Annotated in this window: 21 protein-coding genes; 13 read left to right on the forward strand and 8 right to left on the reverse strand. The window is 70.0% G+C overall.

The genetic code is table 11. The features are described from left to right. Positions 1-151 precede the first annotated feature (151 nt). Both F4560_RS28260 and F4560_RS28265 read left to right on the forward strand, forming a co-directional pair. Positions 152-772, forward strand: a complete 621-nt coding sequence (locus tag F4560_RS28260; RefSeq protein ID WP_184924929.1) for a Maf family protein — start codon at positions 152-154, stop codon at positions 770-772. A gap of 175 nt (positions 773-947) precedes the next feature. Then, entirely contained in the window at positions 948-2,267 is a 1,320-nt protein-coding gene (locus F4560_RS28265; protein WP_184924932.1) for a dicarboxylate/amino acid:cation symporter, read from the forward strand. A gap of 138 nt (positions 2,268-2,405) precedes the next feature. On the opposite strand, the gene F4560_RS28270 is transcribed toward F4560_RS28265, so the two are convergent. Next, the gene (locus tag F4560_RS28270; protein WP_184924935.1) at positions 2,406-3,077 is read right to left on the reverse strand and encodes a hypothetical protein; all 672 of its coding nucleotides are present in this window, start codon (positions 3,075-3,077) and stop codon (positions 2,406-2,408) included. 118 nt (positions 3,078-3,195) lie between these two features. Between F4560_RS28270 and F4560_RS28275 the strand changes: the two genes are divergently transcribed. From F4560_RS28275 to F4560_RS28315, 9 genes are all read left to right on the forward strand, one after another. Next, positions 3,196-4,962: an acetyl/propionyl/methylcrotonyl-CoA carboxylase subunit alpha gene (locus tag F4560_RS28275; protein ID WP_184924938.1), complete on the forward strand. Its 1,767-nt coding sequence runs from the start codon at positions 3,196-3,198 to the stop codon at positions 4,960-4,962. A 10-nt stretch (positions 4,963-4,972) separates the two neighbouring features. Next, positions 4,973-5,359, forward strand: coding sequence for a DUF1707 SHOCT-like domain-containing protein (locus F4560_RS28280; protein ID WP_184924940.1), 387 nt, complete (start codon positions 4,973-4,975; stop codon positions 5,357-5,359). Continuing rightward, positions 5,356-5,601, forward strand: coding sequence for a hypothetical protein (locus F4560_RS28285; protein ID WP_184924942.1), 246 nt, complete (start codon positions 5,356-5,358; stop codon positions 5,599-5,601). The genes F4560_RS28280 and F4560_RS28285 overlap by 4 nt, the downstream gene beginning before the upstream one ends. A gap of 11 nt (positions 5,602-5,612) precedes the next feature. Then, entirely contained in the window at positions 5,613-6,053 is a 441-nt protein-coding gene (locus F4560_RS28290; RefSeq protein WP_184924944.1) for a GNAT family N-acetyltransferase, read from the forward strand. A gap of 6 nt (positions 6,054-6,059) precedes the next feature. Continuing rightward, on the forward strand, positions 6,060-6,647 hold the full coding sequence (locus tag F4560_RS28295) for a DUF3558 domain-containing protein (RefSeq protein ID WP_184924947.1): 588 nt from the start codon (positions 6,060-6,062) through the stop codon (positions 6,645-6,647). A 168-nt stretch (positions 6,648-6,815) separates the two neighbouring features. Further along, entirely contained in the window at positions 6,816-7,124 is a 309-nt protein-coding gene (locus F4560_RS28300; RefSeq protein ID WP_312869524.1) for a transcriptional regulator, read from the forward strand. Between the two features lie 28 nt (positions 7,125-7,152). Next, a complete protein-coding gene (locus F4560_RS28305; RefSeq protein WP_184924953.1) occupies positions 7,153-8,430 on the forward strand; it encodes a PPE domain-containing protein in 1,278 nt (425 codons plus the stop codon). After that, positions 8,430-9,227, forward strand: coding sequence for an ESX secretion-associated protein EspG (locus F4560_RS28310; RefSeq protein ID WP_184924956.1), 798 nt, complete (start codon positions 8,430-8,432; stop codon positions 9,225-9,227). Before F4560_RS28305 ends, F4560_RS28310 begins: the two co-directional genes overlap by 1 nt. A gap of 129 nt (positions 9,228-9,356) precedes the next feature. Then, the gene (locus F4560_RS28315) at positions 9,357-10,274 is read left to right on the forward strand and encodes an endonuclease domain-containing protein (protein ID WP_184924959.1); all 918 of its coding nucleotides are present in this window, start codon (positions 9,357-9,359) and stop codon (positions 10,272-10,274) included. A gap of 14 nt (positions 10,275-10,288) precedes the next feature. Here F4560_RS28315 and F4560_RS28320 read toward each other — a convergent pair whose 3' ends face one another. After that, a complete protein-coding gene (locus F4560_RS28320; protein WP_123745455.1) occupies positions 10,289-10,738 on the reverse strand; it encodes a gamma-glutamylcyclotransferase family protein in 450 nt (149 codons plus the stop codon). Between the two features lie 146 nt (positions 10,739-10,884). Between F4560_RS28320 and F4560_RS28325 the strand changes: the two genes are divergently transcribed. Then, positions 10,885-12,288 carry an NAD(P)H-quinone dehydrogenase gene (locus F4560_RS28325; protein ID WP_184924962.1) on the forward strand — a complete coding sequence of 468 codons (1,404 nt, stop codon included), beginning with the start codon at positions 10,885-10,887 and terminating at the stop codon, positions 12,286-12,288. A gap of 63 nt (positions 12,289-12,351) precedes the next feature. Here the strand turns inward: F4560_RS28325 and glpK are convergent, their stop codons facing one another. Both glpK and F4560_RS28335 read right to left on the reverse strand, forming a co-directional pair. Next, positions 12,352-13,857 (reverse strand): glycerol kinase GlpK, encoded by a 1,506-nt coding sequence (gene glpK / locus F4560_RS28330; RefSeq protein WP_184924965.1) that lies wholly within the window; start codon positions 13,855-13,857, stop codon positions 12,352-12,354. A 14-nt stretch (positions 13,858-13,871) separates the two neighbouring features. After that, positions 13,872-14,612 (reverse strand): MIP/aquaporin family protein, encoded by a 741-nt coding sequence (locus tag F4560_RS28335; RefSeq protein ID WP_184924968.1) that lies wholly within the window; start codon positions 14,610-14,612, stop codon positions 13,872-13,874. 183 nt (positions 14,613-14,795) lie between these two features. On the opposite strand from F4560_RS28335, the gene F4560_RS28340 reads away from it, so the two are divergent. Further along, positions 14,796-16,523, forward strand: coding sequence for a glycerol-3-phosphate dehydrogenase/oxidase (locus F4560_RS28340; RefSeq protein ID WP_312869526.1), 1,728 nt, complete (start codon positions 14,796-14,798; stop codon positions 16,521-16,523). On the opposite strand, the gene F4560_RS28345 is transcribed toward F4560_RS28340, so the two are convergent. The 4 genes from F4560_RS28345 to F4560_RS28360 all read right to left on the reverse strand — a co-directional run bounded on the left by F4560_RS28345 (position 16,516) and on the right by F4560_RS28360 (position 20,175). Continuing rightward, positions 16,516-17,190: a hypothetical protein gene (locus tag F4560_RS28345; protein WP_184924973.1), complete on the reverse strand. Its 675-nt coding sequence runs from the start codon at positions 17,188-17,190 to the stop codon at positions 16,516-16,518. The two genes, F4560_RS28340 and F4560_RS28345, sit on opposite strands and share 8 nt — an antisense overlap. A 72-nt stretch (positions 17,191-17,262) precedes the next feature. Beyond that, positions 17,263-18,525, reverse strand: a complete 1,263-nt coding sequence (locus F4560_RS28350) for an amidohydrolase (protein WP_184924976.1) — start codon at positions 18,523-18,525, stop codon at positions 17,263-17,265. Next, on the reverse strand, positions 18,522-19,688 hold the full coding sequence (locus F4560_RS28355) for a M20 family metallopeptidase (protein ID WP_184924979.1): 1,167 nt from the start codon (positions 19,686-19,688) through the stop codon (positions 18,522-18,524). The genes F4560_RS28350 and F4560_RS28355 overlap by 4 nt, the downstream gene beginning before the upstream one ends. 169 nt (positions 19,689-19,857) lie before the next feature. Then, a complete protein-coding gene (locus tag F4560_RS28360) occupies positions 19,858-20,175 on the reverse strand; it encodes a hypothetical protein (RefSeq protein ID WP_184924982.1) in 318 nt (105 codons plus the stop codon). Positions 20,176-20,235 lie beyond the last annotated feature (60 nt).

Consider the following 20,235-nt stretch of genomic DNA (forward strand, 5'->3'; position numbering starts at 1 on the left):
TTCCGACGGTGCCCGACCGCGTCACAGGGCGCATCGGTAGTTCTACGCAACGCCATGACCACGCCGTCTCGACTGCTCGCCCGGCTTCGGCATCACGCACTCATCCGCCCCTCGCCCTTCCTCCCCTCCCTGTCGCCCTAGGCTTCGAACCGTGCGCTTCGTTCTCGCTTCCCAGTCCCCCGCCCGCCTGTCCGTGCTCCGCGCGGCCGGGGTCGAGCCCGTGGTCCGCGTGTCCGGTGTGGACGAGGACGCGCTGACCGCCTCGCTCGCCGACCCGAAGCCGGAAGAGCTGGTGACCGCGCTGGCGACGGCCAAGGCCGAGGCGATCGCCGCCGCGCCGGACGACGGCACGTACGCCGACGCGGTGATCGTCGGGTGCGACTCGATGCTGCTGACCGCCGACGGCGAGGTGCACGGCAAGCCCGGCACGGTCGAGGTCGCGCGCGAGCGCTGGAAGCGGATGGCGGGCACCACCGGCACCCTGCTGACCGGGCACGCGGTGCTGCGGATGCGTGACGGGCAGGTCGTGGACCGGGCCGCCGGGCACGAGCCGACGCTGGTCCGGTTCGGCCGCCCGACGGACGACGAGCTGGAGGCGTACCTGGCGACCGGCGAGTCGCTGCAGGTGGCGGGCGCGTTCACGCTCGACGGGCTGGGCGGCTGGTTCGTGGACGGCATCGACGGCGACCCGTCCAGCGTGATCGGCATCAGCCTGCCGCTCACGCGCAAGCTGCTCCGTCAAGTCGGCGTCACGGTGTCCGACATCTGGTAGCGATGGTCACATTTCGCCTGATGCGGGAAGCTCCTGGCAGGAGTCTCGCGTTAGGGGAGCCGTGGGTGACTTGCTGACGCGCCGCCGTCACATCGACTTCGGGCGCAGGACGAACACGGGCTGTCGGGGCTGACGCCTCCCCCGTCCAACCCTGCGCCAATCCCGGAGCACACCCATGTCGTTCGTCCGCAGCTATACCAAGCCGAAGGTCTTCGGCATCACCGTCCTCGCCGCGCTCGTGCTGGGCGCGCTCGCGGGGTACGTCGCCAAGAGCACCGACCAGGCGTGGCTGATCACCACCCTCGGCGCCATCGGTGACGCCTTCACCAGCCTGTTGCAGTTCACCGTGATCCCGCTGGTGTTCACCGCGATCGTCGTGGGCATCACGAGCCTCCGCCGGCTCGGCAATTCACGTGCGGCCCGGCTCGGCGGCAAGACGCTGCTGTGGTTCGCCATCACCTCGTTGATCGCCGTGCTGATCGGCCTGGCCATCGCGTTGATCTTCAAGCCGGGCGCGGGCGTGCAGGTCGAGCCGTCGCAGGCGGCGGTGGAGAAGCTGGCCGCGCGCGACCAGGGTTCGTGGAGCACCCTGCTCGAAACGCTCATCCCGTCGAACCTGTTCAGCGCCTTCACCGAGGGTGAAGTGCTCCAGGTGGTGTTCATCTCGTTGCTGGTCGGCTCCGCCGCGTACGCGCTGGGTGAGAAGGCCGCGCCGTTCGTGTCGCTGACGCGGTCGGCGTTCGACCTGATCCAGAAGATCGTCGGCTGGATCGTGCTGCTCGCGCCGATCGGTGTGTTCGGCCTGATCGGCACGGCCTTCGCCACGTACGGCAACTCGTTCGTCGGGCCGCTGTTCTCGCTGATCGCGTCCGTGTACGGCGGGTCGCTGCTGGTGCTGTTCGTGGTGTACCCGCTGCTGCTGCGGTTCGTCGGCCGGGTGTCGCCGGTCACGTTCTTCAGCAAGGCGTGGACCGCGATCCAGTTCGCGTTCGTGTCACGGTCGTCGGGCGCGACGCTGCCGTTGAGCCGGCAGACCGCGGCGAACCTGGGCGTGGACGCCGACTACGCGTCGTTCGCCGTGCCGCTGGGCACGACCACGAAGATGGACGGCTGCGCCGCGGTGTACCCGGCCATCGCGACCGTGTTCATCGCCAACCTGTTCGGCGTGCAGCTCGGCGTGTGGCAGTACGTGGCGATCGTCGCGGTCGCCGTGTTCGGCGCGTTGGCCACCGCCGGCACCACCGGCTGGTTCACCATGCTGACGTTGACGCTGGGTGCGGTGAACATGCCGCCGGAGGTCATCGCCACCGGTGTGGCGGTCGTCTACGCGATCGACCCGATCCTGGACATGGTCCGCACGGCCACCAACGTGACCGGCCAGATCACCGTCCCGGTCCTGGTCGCCCGCACCGAGGGCCTGCTGGACGACGAGATCCTCAACGCCCCCAGCGAGCCGCCGCTGCTCACCACCCCCCGCACCCCCGTCCCCGCCTGAACGTAGAACTCGGGGGTCCTGAACGTGGGACACGCGGGGCCTGAGTGTTCGACACGCGCGCGAGTCGAACACTCAGGCCCCGCGTGTCGAACACTCACGTCCCCCGAGTTCAACGCTCAGGTTCGGCGAGTTGCACGTTCATGCACCGCACTGGCGGAGTTCCGAAGGGTCCGGTGCAACTTCCGGCCAGCCGGGCAGGGCTTCCGGCTCACGGACCACGGGCGTGCAGCCCAGCTCGCCACCCCCGCCGGCCAACGAGAACACCTGCACGAACCAACGCGAGCAGTCCGCACCCTTCGGGCACGCCCGCTGCACGGCCACCACATCGGCCACCGCGTCCCGGTTCACGTCGTGCAACGCCAAGTACGCCCCGCTCGACACGTACGGCACCTGAGCCCGCGACCAGGCCCCCGACCTGCGCACGAACACCTCACCCAGCACCTCGCCGCCCACCTCGCCGCGCGCCAGGCACACCCCCACCTCGGCGTCGACGCACTGCAACGACCGCTCGGTGATCCGCGCGCCGGACGACACGATGGTCAACTCGAAGATGTTCGGCCCCGAAGCTCCCCCGGTTCGGATCCGGCCCGCGCCCTCGCCGACGAGCAGTTCCACTGAATCGGCCCCGACCTGCTGCTTCACCACCGAACGGCACGCGGTCGCGCCGCAACGCAAGTCGTCCCGCGGCGCCTGCGCACCGGCGTCCGTCACCGCCGCGGGACGCAGTGACCAGGCGATGAACAACCCGGTCACGGTGGTCAGGACCGCTACGCAGGCGATCGCGAGCGCAGCTGTGGGCGGACGTGTCACGATTGCGGATTGTTCCACCGAAGCGTGAGCTGTCTCTCGGTCACCGCGTACTGACGGGTCACTAAACTCCCCGACCATTGCCGCTCCAAGTTCCACCGTTGCCAGGAGGTAGGACGTCGTGTCGCTGCGCAAGGTCCTCGTCGCCAATCGCGGCGAGATCGCCGTCCGGGTCATCCGCGCCTGCCGTGACGCCGGGCTGGCGAGCGTCGCCGTGTACGCCGACCCGGACCGGGACGCCCCGTTCGTCCGGTTGGCGGACGAGGCGTTCGCCCTCGGCGGCAGCACGCCCGGTGACAGCTACCTGTCCGTCGACAAGCTGCTGGACGTCGCCAAGCGCGCCGGCGCGGACTCCGTGCACCCCGGCTACGGCTTCCTCTCCGAGAACGCGGACTTCGCGCAGGCCGTCATGGACGCGGGCCTGACCTGGATCGGCCCGACCCCGCAGGCCATCCGCGACCTCGGCGACAAGGTGACCGCGCGGCACATCGCGATGCGCGCGGGCGCGCCGCTGGTGCCCGGCACCAAGGACCCGGTCAACGGCCCGGACGAGATCATCGCGTTCGCCGAGGAGCACGGCCTCCCGGTGGCCATCAAGGCGGCGTTCGGCGGTGGCGGTCGTGGCCTGAAGGTCGCCCGCACGCTGGAGGAGATCCCCGAGCTGTTCGACAGCGCGGTGCGCGAGGCCGTCACGGCGTTCGGTCGCGGCGAGTGCTTCGTGGAGCGGTACCTGGACAAGCCGCGCCACGTCGAGGCCCAGGTGCTGGCCGACCAGCACGGCAACGTGGTCGTCGTCGGCACGCGTGACTGCTCGTTGCAGCGCCGCCACCAGAAGCTGGTGGAGGAGGCGCCCGCGCCGTTCCTGACCGACGAGCAGCGTGCCGCGATCCACACGTCCGCGCGCGCCATCTGCAAGGAAGCCGGCTACCACGGCGCGGGCACGGTCGAGTACCTGGTCGCGATCGACGGCACGATCTCGTTCCTGGAGGTCAACACCCGGCTCCAGGTGGAGCACCCGGTCAGCGAGGAGACCGCGGGCGTCGACCTGGTCCGCGAGCAGTTCCGCATCGCGGCCGGCGAGAAGCTGCGGTTCACCGAGGACCCGACGCCGCGCGGCCACTCGATCGAGTTCCGCATCAACGGCGAGGACGCGGGCCGCAACTTCCTGCCCGCCCCCGGCACGGTCACCACGTTCGTCGCGCCGTCCGGCCCCGGTGTCCGGGTGGACGCCGGTGTGGAGAGCGGCACGGTCATCGGCGGCCAGTTCGACTCGCTGCTGGCCAAGCTGATCGTCACCGGCGAGGACCGCACGCAGGCCCTTGAACGGGCACGGCGCGCGCTGGACGAGATGGTGGTGGAGGGCATGGCCACCGTGCTGCCGTTCCACCGCGCGGTCGTGCGCGACCCGGCGTTCGTCGGCGAGGACGGCTTCATCGTGCACACGCGGTGGATCGAGACCGAGTTCGACAACACCATCGCCCCGTTCACCGACGGCGCGGAGGCCGAGGAGGACGAGCCGCGGCAGACCCTGGTGGTCGAGGTCGGCGGACGGCGGCTGGAGGTGTCGCTGCCCGGTGACCTGGCCTTCGGCGGCGGTGGCGGCGGCGCCAAGGCGGGCGTGAAGGCCAAGCCGCGCAAGCGCAGCGGTGGCAAGGGCGGCGCGGCCGTCTCGGGTGACGCGGTGGCGGCGCCGATGCAGGGCACGATCGTCAAGGTCGCCGTCGAGGACGGGCAGCTGGTCGAGGCCGGCGAGCTGATCCTCGTGCTGGAGGCCATGAAGATGGAGAACCCGGTGGTCGCGCACAAGGCCGGTGTGGTCACCGGTCTGGCCGCCGAGCCGGGCGCCACGGTCACCCAGGGCACCGTTCTCTGCGAGCTCAAGGAATAGGCTCAACCGTGTGAGCGAGCGGGACATCCGGATCGGCGACGCGGAGCGCGAGCACGCGCTCGAACTGCTCGGCACGCACCTCGGCGAGGGGCGGCTGACGGTGGACGAGTTCGGCGAGCGCTCCGCCCGCGTCGCCACCGCGAAGACCCGCGGTGACCTGTACGCGTTGTTCGGCGACCTGCCCGCGCCGCGCCCGAGTTTCACCCGCGTGGAACCCGAGGTGCGGCCGGTCGGGTCCGTCGCGCGCGGCATCCAGCGCGATCCGCGCTTCAACGGCGTCGTCGTGATGGCAGTGGCGTTCGTGAGCTTCGCCCTGCTCTTCGTGGTGAAGTCGCCGTTCATCCTCCTGCTGATCCCCGCGGCGATGCTGTACATCAGCCGGATGGGCAGGCGATGAGCGGATCGTTGTTGCTGGTCCTGCACGACCGTGAGGACGCGGAGGAAGCCGCGCGGAAGCTGGCGGCGGCGGGTTGGTCGCCGTGCGCGGTGCACAAGGACCTGTTGGCCGGCGAGGACGACGCCGAGGACGCCGACTGGGTGGTGGAGTTGATCACCGGCCCCGGTGGTCGAATCGCCTCTGAACTCCGCGGGCTGGTGGAAGAGATGGCCGCCCGCTACGACGGCTTCGTCACCGACTAACCTCCCGCGCCATGGAGGCCGTCGAGATCAACGCGGGTGAGTTCTACCTGCGTCAACTGCGTGTCGACGACCGCATCGACGACCGGGTGGCGTTGGTGGACGGCGGTCTGTTCCCCGATCTCGCCACCGCAGGCGCGCACATCGCGGCACGTGCGGACCAGTGGCACACCGAAGAATCCTGTTCCTGGGCCGTCTGCGACCAGCTCACCGGAACGGCCGTCGGCGTAGTCGCCCTGACCCGCGCCGGCGAACTCACCTGCTGGACCACCCCCGACCTGCGCGGCAAGGGGATAGCGACGCACGCGGCGTCGGCCGTGCTGCGGTTCGGGTTCGGCTTCCTCGATCTCTCCGCCATCACCGCCAGACCACCGGACGAACCGGCGCGACGGGTCGCTGTGAAATGCGGCTTCACGGCCGGGTCTCCACCTGGCGTGTGGACCCGGCTACGGTAGGTGTCCATGAGGGCCGGCCATGTGATCATCGCCACGCTGTGCGCGTGGACGTTGGCCGCCTGCACGTCCTTCCCGGCGAAGAAGGCCGACGGCCGGGTGGACGAACCGCTGCCCCCGACGACGACCACCGTGACGTCGATGCCGCCCAGGCCACAGGACATCCGGCTGGACGAAGTGGACCCGTGCGCGATGCTCTCGGCGGAGCAGCGGACCCGGTTGAGCCTGGACAACCCGCCCAGCGCCTACGTGGAATCCAGCTTCGGCAACGCGAAGGCGTGCACCATGCGCAGCAACATCAGCGGGAACGTGGTCAGGTTGACGCTCGTCACCGTGGAGGGCGTCGGTGTCTGGCTCAGTGAGAACGCCCAAGTCGAGGCCACGCAGACGACCGTCGTCGGATTCCCAGGTCTGACGGTGCGGACGCCGGGCATGGACAACGTGTGCAACGTCGAGGTGGACGTCGCCGAGGGCCAGTTCCTCGACGTGATGTTCCGCGACGGCGGTAACGCCACGGCGGCGAACCAAGACACCTTGTGCCAAGGGGCGCAACGGGCGGCGGAGGCGGCGATAGCCGGTTTGCTGCAACGGCGTTGATCCACGCGGGGGATGTGCACGCCACCTACTCCCCGCTGTCGTACCCAGTGGCTACAGTGACCATGCGCGACGGGAACGAGGAAGGCGGGGAGGTCGTCCATGCCGTCGGAAGACAACGGTCAGGGCGCTGACACAGGCTCACCACCGCCCTTGGCACACACGTTGAACGTGGAGCCCAGTGCGATCCCCAGCCTCCGCAGCGCGTTCGCCGGCGCGCTCACGAAGCTGGACAAGGAGATCGAGCTCGCGATCACCGAGGTCCGGGTACGCCCGTGGGCCGGTGATCCGGTGAGCCGGGAAGCGGCGGAGCAGTTCAACGAGCGGTCGCTGGAGTCCGGTGACTCGGCGTTGACCGCCCTGGAGAACTACCAGCGGCAACTCAAGTCGGCCATGGACGCGTTGACCCTGGTCGAGCGGCAGTACCAGTCCATCGAAGAAGACAACACCGGGTTGATGGGACAGCAGGGCAGCCGCTGAGCGCCCGGCGCAGGCAAGGGGAACGTTCATGCCCGATGGACACCGCTGGAGCGGGTACAGCCATGAAGAGCTGTACCGGCAGATCAACTCCGGGCCGGGACCGAAGGCCTCGCACGCCTCGATGGAGCGGTGGCAGGGCGTCTCGACGGCGTTGACCGAGATCAACACCGAGCTGCTCTCCGGCGTGCAGCGCTCCGGCGCCACGTGGGAGGGCGCGGCGGCGGACAAGGCCCGTGGCGGCCTCAACCCGTTGGCGGCGTGGGCGGACGACGCCCGTGCCGGCGCCGAGGTGATGCGCATCTCGGCCGAGTTGCAGGCGGACTACATCTCCAAGGCCCGCTCGGACATGCCGCCGCCGGTGAAGGTGACGGCGGAGCAGCCGAACCTGCTCGTCAGCGCGTTCACGAACCTGGTGGGCGGGCAGACGGACTACGAGAAGCAGGAGAAGGCGCAGAACGCGGCCGAGCAGCGGGCGCGTGAGGTGATGACGACGTACGCGTCCAGCACCGTGTCGAACACGAGCACGTTGGGGCAGTTCCACCAGCCGCCGCAGTTGGTGATCAGCGCCGGCGAGATGGTGCGTAACGACTCGTCCGGCGTGTCTCAGCCCGGGTGGGCGTACGGCGGTCCTCGTGGCGGGCGTGGTGGCGGCGGCGGCCACGGTCGGCGTCGTGGTGGGCGTAGCGGGATGCCCATGTCGCGGCCCGTGTCGTCGGTGTCCGGTGGTTACACGGGTGGTGGGTCCACCACCGGCACGTCTTCGGCGGCTCCGGCCGCGTCGACCAGACCCTCGACGGCTGCTCCACTTCCCGCGGGGTCGAGTTCGGCGGCGGCGTATGGGCCGGGTGGCGTGATCGGTGGCGCGGGCCAGTCGGACAAGGAGCGGCGCAAGTCGTCCGGCTCCTCCGGCTCCTCCTCGGACACGACGAGCGGGCAGAACGCCGCGGCTCAGCAGATGCTCGCGGGCGGTTCCTCGTCCAGCGGCACGACTTCGGTCAGTTCGGCGGAGTTCGGTGCGTTCGCGGCCAACGCGCAGCACGCTGCCGCGGTGGGTCCTGGTGCGTCGACGGGCTCGTTGGCCGGCGGCGGCCAGGTCGGCGGTGGCGACACCGTGCACAAGCGGGCCACGCCCATGCCGGCGGCGCCCGCGTTCGACCCGTTCGGTGGGCTGGGCGGCCCGCGTGGCGGGGAGGACGAAGAAGATGCCACGCACGACGCCGCCGACTACCTTCGGGAGACGGACGACATCTACGGCGTTGGCGGGACGATCTCGCCTCCGGTGATCGGGGAGAGCACTACCCACTGATGACGACGTTCGGTTTGGACTTGGGCAGCAACGACCTGCGCGAACCGGTGGCCATCTCGGCGCTGGAGTTCGACGTGCTGTGGGAGCACCTGCGGTTGGAGACCATGCCGCTGGTGCTCAAGGTGCCGTCACCCGGCAAGACGCACGCGGAGCGTGCCGAGCTGGAGCGACGGGCGTGGACCGAGCTGGACCGTCGTGGGCTGGGTCGGCCGGCGTCGCTGGACCCGATGCTGGAGGACCTGCTCCACCTGCTGAACCGGCCGCAGCACGAGGTGGACGGCCGGCTCTGGCTTGGTCGCAGCGTGCGGTTGCTGGCGGCGGCGAAGGGCCAGTCGGGCGTTCTCGCCGTGCTGGACAACGATCAGCTGACCCTGCGTCCGGCGAGCAGCGAGGGCCTGCCTCGGGAGGCCCTGTCCGTGCTGCCGCCCGTGCCCGCGGGTCCAGGTCACTCGGTGACGCTGCCGAGCACCGACCTGGACGCCGCCGCTGCCGCTGCCGGCACGCCCGACGACTTGGAGGGCGCGCTCGTCGCACGGGGCATTCGGCAGCAGGACGCGCGCACGTTGGCCGACATGTTCCGTGACGCGGGCAACCGCGGCCAGTTCGGCTCGGCGACCCGTGACAAGTGGGGCAAACGCGTCCGCCAGGACCGCGTGGTGTCGTTCTTCGACAACCCGCACGGCCGCTACATCCAACTCCGCCGCGCCACCCCGGGCCAGCAACCCTGGAGCACCGTCTCCCCCGTGGACACCCGCCGCCTGATCCAACACCTGGAAGACCTGGCCACCCCCAACTAACCGCGCGAGTCCTACGTTCAGAACGCGTGAGTCCTACGTTCAGGACCCCCGAGTTCAACGCTCAGAACGGCGTGACCCCACGATCGGGTGAATCAAGTACGGAATCGGCGTCTCGGCGCTCGGTTCTACATGATCGAACTACCTCCAGGACTCCACGGCGCCTACCCACGCACGCGCCTGCACCACCACCTCGGCCTGCAAGGGCTGCGCCGGGCGCTCAACGACGGCCACCTGATCAACTACTGCCGCACGGTCGTCATCCGGCGCGACCGGATGACGAGCCTGCACACCCGTGCCGCCGCCGCGCTGCTGATGGCGGGGCCGGACGCCGTGCTGACCAGCCACACGGCGGTCTGGCTGCATGGGTGCACGGCCGCCGAGACCAATCGCGTCCACGTCCTGCTCGACTACGACCGCAGGCTTCGCCCCCGCCCGGACCTGGTCGTCCACTACTTCCAGTACGACCCGGCCGACGTGGTCAAGGTCGACGGCCTGCGCGTCATGGCCCTCGACTACGCCCTCGCCGACCTGCTCTGCCGAGGCCGCTACCGCTCAACGGCCCTGGCCTGCGCGGACCAGGCGCTCGGCGTCCTTCCACCGCAGCAGCGCGCCGAGTTCAAGGCCGACCTCGCCGTGCGCATCACGACCCGCCGTGACTTCCGCGGCAAGCGGCAAGGCGTCTTCCTGCTCGATCTGGCGACAGGTCTGCCCGAGTCGCCGGCGGAGAGCGCGCTCCTGTTGATGATCGCCGAAGCGGGATTCCCCCTGCCCGAACCGCAGTACTCCATCCGCGACCTGGACGACCGTGAGGTCTGGCGGCTGGACTTCGCCTGGCCGGACGCACGGGTGGCGGTGGAGTACGACGGCTACGCGGCGCACGTCGACAAAGCCGAGGCCGACCGCGCCCGTGACGAGGACCTGCGGCGGCGAGGCTGGAAAGTCCTCCGTGCCGACGTCTCGGACTTGCGGAACCCCACGCGCCTGTTCCAACTCCTGAGCGTTGAACTCAGGGGTCCTGAACGTAGGACTCACGCGTTCCGAACGTAGGACTCACGCGAGGGTTAGGGGCCTATGCCTTGGCAAGGGCGGGTGCGGAGGTCGGAGACGTAGTCGTCGGGTGCGCCGGCGGCTTCGGCCGCGTCGGCGACCACGCCGATGTACCGGGCCGACGGCAGACCGCCCTCATAGGCGTCCAGGACGTAGAGCCAGGCGGTTACCGAACCTTCCAGGGTCTGGACGCGTAGGCGGATCTTCTTGTAGAGGCCGAGGGCACCCTCCCAGCGGTCGAGGCGGGACTCGTCTCGCGGGCTCACGTCGTACAGCACGCAGAACACCTGCGAATCGGGGTCCTCGACGATGGTGGCGAGCGCGCCCTCCCAGCCAAGGTCCTCGCCACCGAACGTCAGACGCCATCCGGCGAGCCACCCGGTCCCCGCCATCGGGGAGTAGGGGGCTCGCTCCATCATCTGGTTCGGGTCCATGTTGGACCCGTACGCGGCATAGAGCGGCACGACGACAGCCTAGCGACCTACCGATCACCGCGAGGTACCAGAAGACCGGACGACACACTCCGACACCCGACCGCGTACGGTTGTGCGCGGCTACCAGCGGCTATCAATGGTGCTAATGGCGCCGACAACCACGAGGAGGACGTGTCGTGACCCGCATCGTCATCATGGGCGGTGGCCCCGCAGGTTACGAGGCGGCACTGGTCGCGGCCCAGCACGGGGCCGACGTGACCATCGTGGAACGCGAGGGCCTCGGCGGCGCTTGCGTGCTCTACGACTGCGTGCCGTCCAAGACGTTCATCGCCTCCGCCGGCGGCCGGAGCGCCTTCCGCAACGCCGGTGAGCTGGGCATTCGCACGAACAACGCGGAAGCCGCCGTCGAACTGCCGGTCGTCCACGGACGGGTGAAGGGCCTTGCGCTCGCGCAGTCCGCCGACGTCCGCGCCCGCCTCCAGCGCGAGGGCGTCCGGATCGTCAACGGCGCCGCGAAGTTCTGCGACAACGCCCGCGGCCTCGCCCAGCACGAGGTCGTGGCGATCGACAAGGACGGCACGGAGGAAGTCCTGCCGGCCGATGTGGTTCTCATCGCAACCGGTGCGACCCCGCGCGTGTTGCCCGGCGCCGAGCCCGACGGCAAGCGCGTGCTCACGTGGCGGCAGATCTACGACCTCCCTGAGTTGCCGGAGCACCTGGCCGTCATCGGATCGGGTGTCACCGGTGTGGAGTTCGCCTCCGCCTACACCGAACTCGGCGTGAAGGTGACCATGGTCTCCAGCCGCGACCGGGTGCTTCCGCACGAGGACGCCGACGCGGCCGTGGTGCTGGAGGACGTGTTCGCCGAACGCGGCACGGCAGTCGTGAAGCACGCCCGCGCGGAACGCGTCGAGAACGTCGGTGACGGCGTCCTGATTCACCTGGAAGACGGTCGCACGATCGAGGCCAGCCACGCCCTGATGACGGTCGGCTCGGTCCCGAACACGGCCGACCTCGGCCTGGAGAAGATCGGCATCGAGCCCGGTCGCGGCGGGTACATCCCGGTCGACCGGGTCTCGCGGACGAACGTCTCCGGCGTCTACGCGGCGGGCGACTGCACGGGCCTGCTGCTGCTCGCGAGCGTCGCCGCCATGCAGGGCCGCATCGCCATGTGGCACGCGCTGGGCCAGGGCGTGAGCCCGATCAGGCTGAAGACGGTCGCGGCGAACGTGTTCACCAACCCGGAGATCGCCAGCGTCGGCATCAGCCAGCAGGCGATCGACTCCGGCGAGGTGCCCGCGCGCACGATCATGCTGCCGCTCGCCACGAACCCGCGGGCCAAGATGGAAGGCCTGCGCCGCGGCTTCGTGAAGCTGTTCTGCCGCCCGGCGACGGGTGTGGTGATCGGCGGCGTCGTGGTCGCGCCGAACGCCAGCGAGCTGATCCTGTCGATCACGCTGGCCGTGCAGAACCAGCTCACGGTGGACGACCTGGCCACCACGTTCTCGGTGTACCCGTCGCTGACCGGCTCGATCACCGAGGCCGGCCGCCAGCTCATGCGGCACGACGACCTGGACTGAGCCGCCGGAGGTCGAGAACCGAAGGCCTGCGGGGCGCCGCCACACCAGCGGCGCCCCGACTGGTCACTCCACCCAGTCGAACGTCCTGGTCACCGCCTTCTTCCACTGCGCGTACGTCCGAGCGCGGGTCTCGTCGTCCATCGCCGGGTCCCACTGCTTGTCCTGCGCCCAGTTCTGCCGGATGTCGTCCTCCGACGCCCAGAACCCGACCGCCAGACCGGCCGCGTAGGCGGCGCCCAGCGCGGTCGTCTCGTTGACCACCGGCCGGATCACCGGCACGCCCAGGATGTCCGCCTGGAACTGCATCAGCAGCTCGTTGACGACCATGCCGCCGTCGACCTTCAACGACTTCAGCGGCACGCCCGAGTCGGCGTCCATCGCGTCGATCACCTCACGCGTCTGGAACGCCGTCGCCTCCAGCACCGCGCGGGCCAGGTGGCCCTTGTTCACGAACCGGGTCAGGCCGACGATCGCGCCACGCGCGTCGGACCGCCAGTACGGCGCGAACAGACCCGAGAACGCGGGCACGAAGTACGCGCCGCCGTTGTCCTCCACCGTCCTGGCGTGCTGCTCGATCTCGGCCGCCGAACCGATCATGCCGAGGTTGTCGCGCAGCCACTGCACCAGCGACCCCGTCACCGCGATCGAGCCCTCCAGCGCGTACACGGGCGCCTGGGTGCCGATCTTGTAGCAAACGGTGGTGAGCAGGCCGTTCTCGCTCATCACCTTGTCCGTGCCGGTGTTGAGCAGCACGAAGTTGCCGGTGCCGTAGGTGTTCTTGGCCTCGCCGGGCGACAGGCACGCCTGGCCGAACGTCGCCGCCTGCTGGTCGCCGAGGATGCCCGAGATCGGCACGCCGGCCAGCGCGCCGCGTTCCCGGACCTTGCCGTACTCCTCGGACGACGACTTGATCTCCGGCAGCATCGACACCGGGATGCCCATGTCCGCCGCGATGCCCTCGTCCCAGCTCAGCGTGTCGAGGTCCATCAGCAGCGTGCGCGACGCGTTGGTGGGGTCGGTGACGTGCACGCCGCCGTTCACACCGCCGGTCATGTTCCACAGCACCCAGGTGTCCATGTTGCCGAACAGCAGGTCACCGGCTTCGGCCTTGGCCCGCGCGCCTTCGACGTTGTCGAGGATCCAGCGGACCTTCGGGCCGGAGAAGTACGTGGCCAGCGGCAGTCCGGTCTTGTCCCGGTACCGCTCCTGGCCGCCGCCCAAGGCCGCCAGTTCCTGGCAGATCTTGTCGGTGCGGGTGTCCTGCCAAACGATTGCGTTGTAGACGGGCTGCCCAGTGGTCCTGTCCCAGACGAGAGCGGTCTCGCGCTGGTTGGTGATCCCCACCGCGGCGATGTCGGCGGTGGTGAGGTCGGCCTTGGCCAACGCGCCGGCCGCCACCTGCCTGGCGTTGGTCCAGATCTCGTTCGCGTCGTGCTCGACCCACCCGGCCTGCGGGAATATCTGCTCGTGCTCCTTCTGGTCGACGGAGACCACCCGGCCAGAGTGGTCGAAGACCATGCACCGGGTCGACGTCGTGCCCTGGTCGATCGCGGCGACGTACTTCGTCATGTGCTGGAGTCCTTTCAGACCGGGAGAACCAGGTACAGGAGTGCGGCGAGCGCGCCACCGATCAGCGGACCGACCACCGGCACCCAGGAGTAGCCCCACTCGGCGCTGCCCTTGTCGCGGATGGGCAGGATCGCGTAGGCGATGCGCGGCCCGAGGTCACGGGCCGGGTTGATGGCGTACCCGGTGGGGCCGCCGAGCGAGGCGCCGATGCCGACGACCAGGAACGCGACCGCCGCGTAGCCGAGCGCGGCGTTGCCGAGCTGCGGGACGCCGCCCTCGGCCTCCTTCGCGGCCGGGCTCAGCAGGATCCACGCGACCAGCACGAACGTGCCGATGATCTCGGTGACCACGTTCCAACCGGCCTTGGGGATGGTCGGGCCGGTGCAGAAGATGCCGCGCGTGCCCGCCGGGTCGTCGTGCGCGTCGAACTGGGCCTTGTAGGCCAGCCAGGCGAGCACCGCGCCGAGGAACGCGCCGACCAGCTGACCGGCGAAGTAGATCGGGACCTGGGCCCACGGGGTCTTGTCCGCGATGGCCAGGCCCAGCGTGACCGCGGGGTTGATGTGCGCGCCACTCGGCGCGGCGATGCTGGCGCCCGCGAAGACCGCGAAACCCCAGCCGAAGTTGATGAGTAGCCAGCCACCGCCGCTGCCCAACGTGTCTTTGAGCACGACGTTGGCGACGACACCGGCACCCAACAGGATCAGGATCCCGGTGCCCAGCATTTCCCACACGAAGATCGAGCCACTGCTCACTCGCCGACCTCCTCGCCTTGGCAGGAGGCAGCACAGTCCGGGTCCGGCGGCGCTGCCCACCCCACAATGTGCGTTGACGCTAGTTCCGCGCTGTTCAGTTGTCCACGGGTGGCGTACCAGCGGGTAACGTGGTCGAGTTCAGTCCTGGTCCGGCCGGTCGAGTCGAGCATCTGGGAGGCATTCGTGGTTGCACGCAAGCACCCCGCCACCGCAGGCAGGCTGGGCCCTCTCGAACGTTCGGAGGCGTGGGAACGCCTCGGCGCCGACACCTTCGACCTGGTGATCATCGGTGGTGGCGTGGTCGGCGTCGGCACCGCGCTGGACGCCGCGACGCGTGGGCTGCGGGTGGCGCTCGTCGAGGCCCGTGACCTGGCCTCCGGGACGTCCAGCCGGTCGTCCAAGCTGTTCCACGGCGGGTTGCGGTACCTGGAGCAACTGGAGTTCGGGCTGGTGCGCGAGGCACTGCGGGAGCGCGAACTCATGCTGACCCGCCTGGCGCCGCACCTGGTCAAGCCGGTGCCTTTCCTGTACCCGTTGACGCGCCGGGTGTGGGAGCGCCCGTACACCGCGGCCGGGTTGCTGATGTACGACACGATGGGCGGCGCGCGGTCCGTGCCGGGGCAGAAACACCTGACCAGGGCCGGTGCGCTGCGGCTGGTGCCGGCGCTGAAGTCGTCCGCCCTGGTCGGTGGGATCCGGTACTACGACGCGCAGGCGGACGACGCCCGGCACACGATGATGGTCGGGCGGACGGCGGCGCACTACGGGGCGGTCGTGCGGACGTCCACGCAGGTCGTGGGGTTCTTGCGGGAGGCGGACCGGGTTTCCGGCGTGCGGGTGCGTGACGTGGAGGACGGGCGGGAGACGTCCGTCCGGGCGCACGCGGTGATCAACGCGACCGGGGTGTGGACGGACGAGTTGCAGCGGCTGTCCGGCAGTCGCGGCCGGTTCCGGGTGCGGGCGTCCAAGGGCGTCCACATCGTCGTGCCGCGGGATCGGATCGTGTCCGAAGCGGGGTTGATCCTGCGCACGGAGAAGTCGGTGCTGTTCGTGATCCCGTGGCGGAATCACTGGATCGTGGGAACGACCGACACCGACTGGAACCTGGACCTGGCGCATCCGGCGGCGACTCGGTCGGACATCGACTACATCCTGACGCACGTCAACTCGGTGTTGGCGACGCCGTTGACGCACGACGACATCGAGGGCGTGTACGCCGGGTTGCGGCCGTTGCTGGCGGGTGAGAGCGAGTCGACGTCGAAGTTGTCGCGCGAGCACGCGGTGGCGCGGGTGGCGCCGGGGCTGGTGGCGATCGCCGGTGGGAAGTACACGACTTACCGGGTGATGGGCGCCGATGCGGTGGACGCGGCGTCGGTCGACCTGCCGGGGCGGATCCAGGCGTCGATCACCGACAAGGTGCCGTTGATCGGGGCGGACGGGTATCACGCGCTGGTGAACCAGGCTGATCAGCTGGCTTCCCGGTACGGCCTGCACCCGTACCGCGTGCGGCACTTGTTGGACCGGTACGGGTCTTTGGTGCACGAGGTGCTGGAGTCGGCGGATCCGGAGCTGCTCAAGCCCGTGCCCGGTGCGCCGGACTACTTGCAGATCGAGGCCGTGTACGCCGCTTCGCACGAGGGTGCGCTGCACTTGGAGGACGTGCTGACGCGGCGGACGCGGATCTCGATCGAGTACCCGCACCGGGGGGTTGAGTGTGCCCTGCCGGTGGCCCGGTTGATGGGCGGGGTGCACGGGTGGGACGACGCGCGGGTGGCGCACGAGGTGTCGGTGTACACGGCCCGGGTGGACGCGGAGCGCGCGTCGCAGGCCGAGCCGGACGACCCGGCGGCGGATGCCGTGCGTTCGTCGGCTCCGGAGGCCCGGCCGGAGATCGTCGAGCCGATCAGCTGAACCGGCCATCGCCACGACGCGACCACCAGCGTCGGCGTTTCACCGTCTGCCAGGAGCGGTCCGTGGTCAGGCGGGTCAGTTCGGTGTCGTAGTCGGCGGCGGTGAAGGTGACGCCTTGGCGCATCCACGCGTCGTCCAGCCACTCCCAGTGCACCAGGTCGCCGTCGCGGATCACGGTGATGTCGGTCCACGAACAGCTGTAGAGATCGCAGGCGCAGCGGGCGATCGTGACGGTGCCACCCTGCGCGAGGCGGTTGTCGGGGCCGAGCAGGTCGGACGGTTCCACGCCCCGGCCGGCGCCTTCGCGGGTGATGTCGACGCCGTTGACGTGGACGCGCACCTCGAAGCCGTCGAACGTCGGCGCGATCTCCAGGCGGAGGGTGTCCGTTCCGGATCGCCGAACCACCCCACCCCCGCCCGCGACGCGGTATCCCGGCGGCACGGTGCCCGGCCAGGGAACGCGCAGCTCGTCCAGCGCCGTCTCCGCCAACCCCGTCACGTCGGCCAGCCGGTCTTTCGGCGACGCGCCGGCCAGGTCACGCAACGCGGGCGAGTCCAGACCGTCCACCAACGCCGCACACCCGGTGTCGATCAAGCCCTCGGGGCCGGAGAGACCGCCCATCCAGCCGGCGACGGCCTCGTACAGACGTTCCTCGGGGCTGGTCACGGGGCACATCATCCGCGACCAGCCAGAGAAATCCCACGGCATTTACCGACTTCGAAACCCCGCAGAGCCGAGTCAGGCGAGAGCGGCCAGGGCGGCGTGGACCATTACTCGGACGCCTACCAGGAGGGCGCGTTCGTCCAGGTCGAAGCCCGGCTGGTGCAGGTCGCGCATCTTGCCCTCGCCATCCCACACACCCAGCCTGGCGAACGAACCCGGCACGTGTTCCAGGTACCAGCCGAAGTCCTCACCACCGGACGACTGCTCGGTCCCCGCCAACGCGTCCTCACCCAGCGCCGCCTCGATCCCCGCCCGCAGCAGCATGGTGCTCTCACGGTCGTTCACCACCGGCGGCACGCCGCGGCGGTGGTGCAGGTCGAAGCCGACGCCGGTCGGGGCCAGGAGCGCGCCGACCAACTCCTTGATCAACGGCTCCAGCTCGGCCCAGATGTCACGGTCGCCCGTCCGCAGCGTCCCACGCAGCACCCCGTCCTGGGGCACGGCGTTGGGCGCTTCACCCGCGTGAACCGCACCCCACACGAGCACAGTGCCCGAACGGGGATCCACCCGGCGTGACAGCAGCCCCGGCAGACCCGTGATCACCGTCCCCAGCGCGTGCACCAGGTCCGCCGTCAAGTGCGGCCGGGAGGTGTGGCCGCCGGGCGACGTCAGGCGCAGTTCCAGCATGTCGCTGGCCGACGTGATCGGACCGATCCTGGTCCCGATCCGGCCCACTTCCAGCCTCGGGTCGCAGTGCAGACCGAAGATCCGCTCCACCCCGTCGAGACCACCCGCCGCCAGCACGTCCAGCGCGCCACCGGGCATGACCTCCTCGGCCGGCTGGAACACCAGCCGCACCCGACCCGGCAACTCGGTCGCGGACGCCAACGCCAGCGCGGCCCCCAGCAGCACGGTGGTGTGCGCGTCGTGCCCGCACGCGTGCGACACACCATCCACAGTGGACGAATACACCGCACCGGTCTTCTCCGGCAACGGCAACGCGTCGATGTCCGCGCGCAACGCCACGCACCGGGGACCGGAGCCGACGTCGCACACCAGACCGGTCCCACCGGGCAGCACGCGCGGCTTGAGGCCGGCGGAGCGCAGCACGTCCCCGATCAGCTCCGTCGTCGCGTACTCGTGCCGGGACAGCTCCGGGTGCGCGTGCAGATGCCGGCGCCAGGCGACGACCTCGGCCGCGTTCGCCGCGAGCCAGCCGTCAAGCCACGAGGGTCCGCGACCCTCACCGGGATCATCCACAGGGGCAATGCTGACCCCACGTTCGGTCAACAGCACCTCGGCACCCTCCTCCGGCAGACGCGAGTCCACAACCGTCATGCCGCACCCACCAGCAGTCGAGAGCGCTGCGCACCGTCGGTGGCAGCGGAAATTGTGGTCCAGGCCAGGGCGAGTGCCCCGTCGAGGACGGCACGGTCGGCCGAGGCCGACGCGCAGGCGGTCGCGAACTCGATTTGGTGGTTCACCGCGTCTCCGCAGTCGATGGCGATGGTCGGGTGGATGGCCGGCAGCGCACGGGTGATGTTGCCCATGTCGGTGCTGCCGATCTTCTCCTTGAGCTCCTGCTCGGGGCTCATCGGATTCCTGCCCAGCTCGACGGCGGCACGCCGGTAGGCGTCCGCCAGCCAAGGATCCGGGGTCAGTTCGGCGTACACCGGCGAGACCTTCACGACCTCGTGGGTGCAGCCGGTGGCCACCGCGCCGGCCTCGAAGCAGCGGTTGATCCGCTCCTCCAGCCGGCGCAGGGAGTCGAGGTCGTCGGCACGCAGGTCGAACATGGCCGATGTGTTCGCGGGCACCACGTTCGGGACGGTACCGCCGCGGGTGACGATCCCGCTGACCATCTGGCCCGGTTCGAGGTGCTGGCGGACGAGGCCGATGGCGACCTGGGCGACGGTGATCGCGTCCGCCGCGTTCACCCCGAGGTGGGGCGCGGCGGCGGCGTGCGAGGACTTGCCGCTGTAGTGGACCTCGACGTCGGTGATCGCCAGCGAGCGGGCGGCGACGGCCTCGTAGGGGGCCGGGTGCACCATCATCGAGAACGCCACGTCGTCGAATACCCCGCGTTCGAGCATCAGCACCTTGCCGCCGCCGACCTCCTCCGCCGGGGTGCCGATCACCCTGATCGTGAGGCCCAGCTCGTCGGCGAGGTCACGCAGCGCAAGGGCCGCTCCGGTGGACGCGGCGGCGATGACGTTGTGCCCGCACGCGTGGCCGACCTCGGGCAGCGCGTCGTACTCCGCGCACAGCCCCAGCACCAGCTCACCGGAGCCGAACGACGCGGTGAACGCCGTCTCCAGGCCCGCGACGCCGCGTTCGACCTCGAAGCCCTCGGCGGCGAGCAGATCCGCCACCTTGGCCGCGCTGCGGTGCTCGGCGAACGCCTGCTCGGGCTCCGCGTGGATGCTGCGGGATAGGCCTACCAGCGCATCCGAGTACCGCTCGACGGCCGAGCGCGTGCTCATCTTGAAGTCGGTACCCATTTGCTTCCATCCTGCATCACGGTCCGGCGGGCGCGGCGCACCTCTGGTTGATCAACCGGCAACCGGTCGCGGAGCTGCGCCAAGCGGCGCTCGATGTTCGGTCAGACCGATCACGTCTGCGCAGGTCATGTCGGAATCCTCGCAGGTCATGCCGCAACCCGCGCGGAAGTCACGCCTTCTTGCGGCCCGCACGCCACTTCGACCACCGCTTCTTGTTACGCCAGTAAACGAGGGCGAACAGCAGCACCGCGATACCTCCGAGCCACAACTTCCTGCGCGTCTCGGCGGTGTCGGCGGGGGTCGACTCCTGCGGCGCGTCGATCTCGGGGCCGGGAGCGGGCGCGGGGTCGAGCGTGCCGCCCGGCGCCAGGCTCTCCGTCTGCACGGCCGCCACCTGCGACGATGTCGTCACGGCGGTCCCTGTGCCGGACACGGTGAGGCCTCCGGCCAGCACCAACAGGCACACCGCGAGCACAGATCGCCACATGGCCGCCAAGCCTAGCCACCGCCTTTGCGGGTTACCACTGTCAGTGGTCGTCCAAACCGG

This window comes from Saccharothrix ecbatanensis (assembly GCF_014205015.1).
GTDB classification, from domain to species: Bacteria; Actinomycetota; Actinomycetes; order Mycobacteriales; family Pseudonocardiaceae; genus Actinosynnema; species Actinosynnema ecbatanense.

What these genes read in the sequence shown, in the direction of transcription:
- F4560_RS28265 (WP_184924932.1), top strand. Translation starts at nt 948, where the DNA reads ATGTCGTTCGTCCGCAGCTATACCAAGCCGAAGGTCTTCGGCATCACC.
- F4560_RS28285 (WP_184924942.1), top strand. Translation starts at nt 5,356, where the DNA reads ATGAGCGGATCGTTGTTGCTGGTCCTGCACGACCGTGAGGACGCGGAG.
- F4560_RS28290 (WP_184924944.1), top strand. Translation starts at nt 5,613, where the DNA reads ATGGAGGCCGTCGAGATCAACGCGGGTGAGTTCTACCTGCGTCAACTG.
- F4560_RS28295 (WP_184924947.1), top strand. Translation starts at nt 6,060, where the DNA reads ATGAGGGCCGGCCATGTGATCATCGCCACGCTGTGCGCGTGGACGTTG.
- F4560_RS28305 (WP_184924953.1), top strand. Translation starts at nt 7,153, where the DNA reads ATGCCCGATGGACACCGCTGGAGCGGGTACAGCCATGAAGAGCTGTAC.
- F4560_RS28310 (WP_184924956.1), top strand. Translation starts at nt 8,430, where the DNA reads ATGACGACGTTCGGTTTGGACTTGGGCAGCAACGACCTGCGCGAACCG.
- F4560_RS28315 (WP_184924959.1), top strand. Translation starts at nt 9,357, where the DNA reads ATGATCGAACTACCTCCAGGACTCCACGGCGCCTACCCACGCACGCGC.
- glpK (WP_184924965.1), bottom strand. Translation starts at nt 13,857, where the DNA reads ATGACGAAGTACGTCGCCGCGATCGACCAGGGCACGACGTCGACCCGG.
- F4560_RS28350 (WP_184924976.1), bottom strand. Translation starts at nt 18,525, where the DNA reads ATGACGGTTGTGGACTCGCGTCTGCCGGAGGAGGGTGCCGAGGTGCTG.
- F4560_RS28355 (WP_184924979.1), bottom strand. Translation starts at nt 19,688, where the DNA reads ATGGGTACCGACTTCAAGATGAGCACGCGCTCGGCCGTCGAGCGGTAC.
- F4560_RS28360 (WP_184924982.1), bottom strand. Translation starts at nt 20,175, where the DNA reads ATGTGGCGATCTGTGCTCGCGGTGTGCCTGTTGGTGCTGGCCGGAGGC.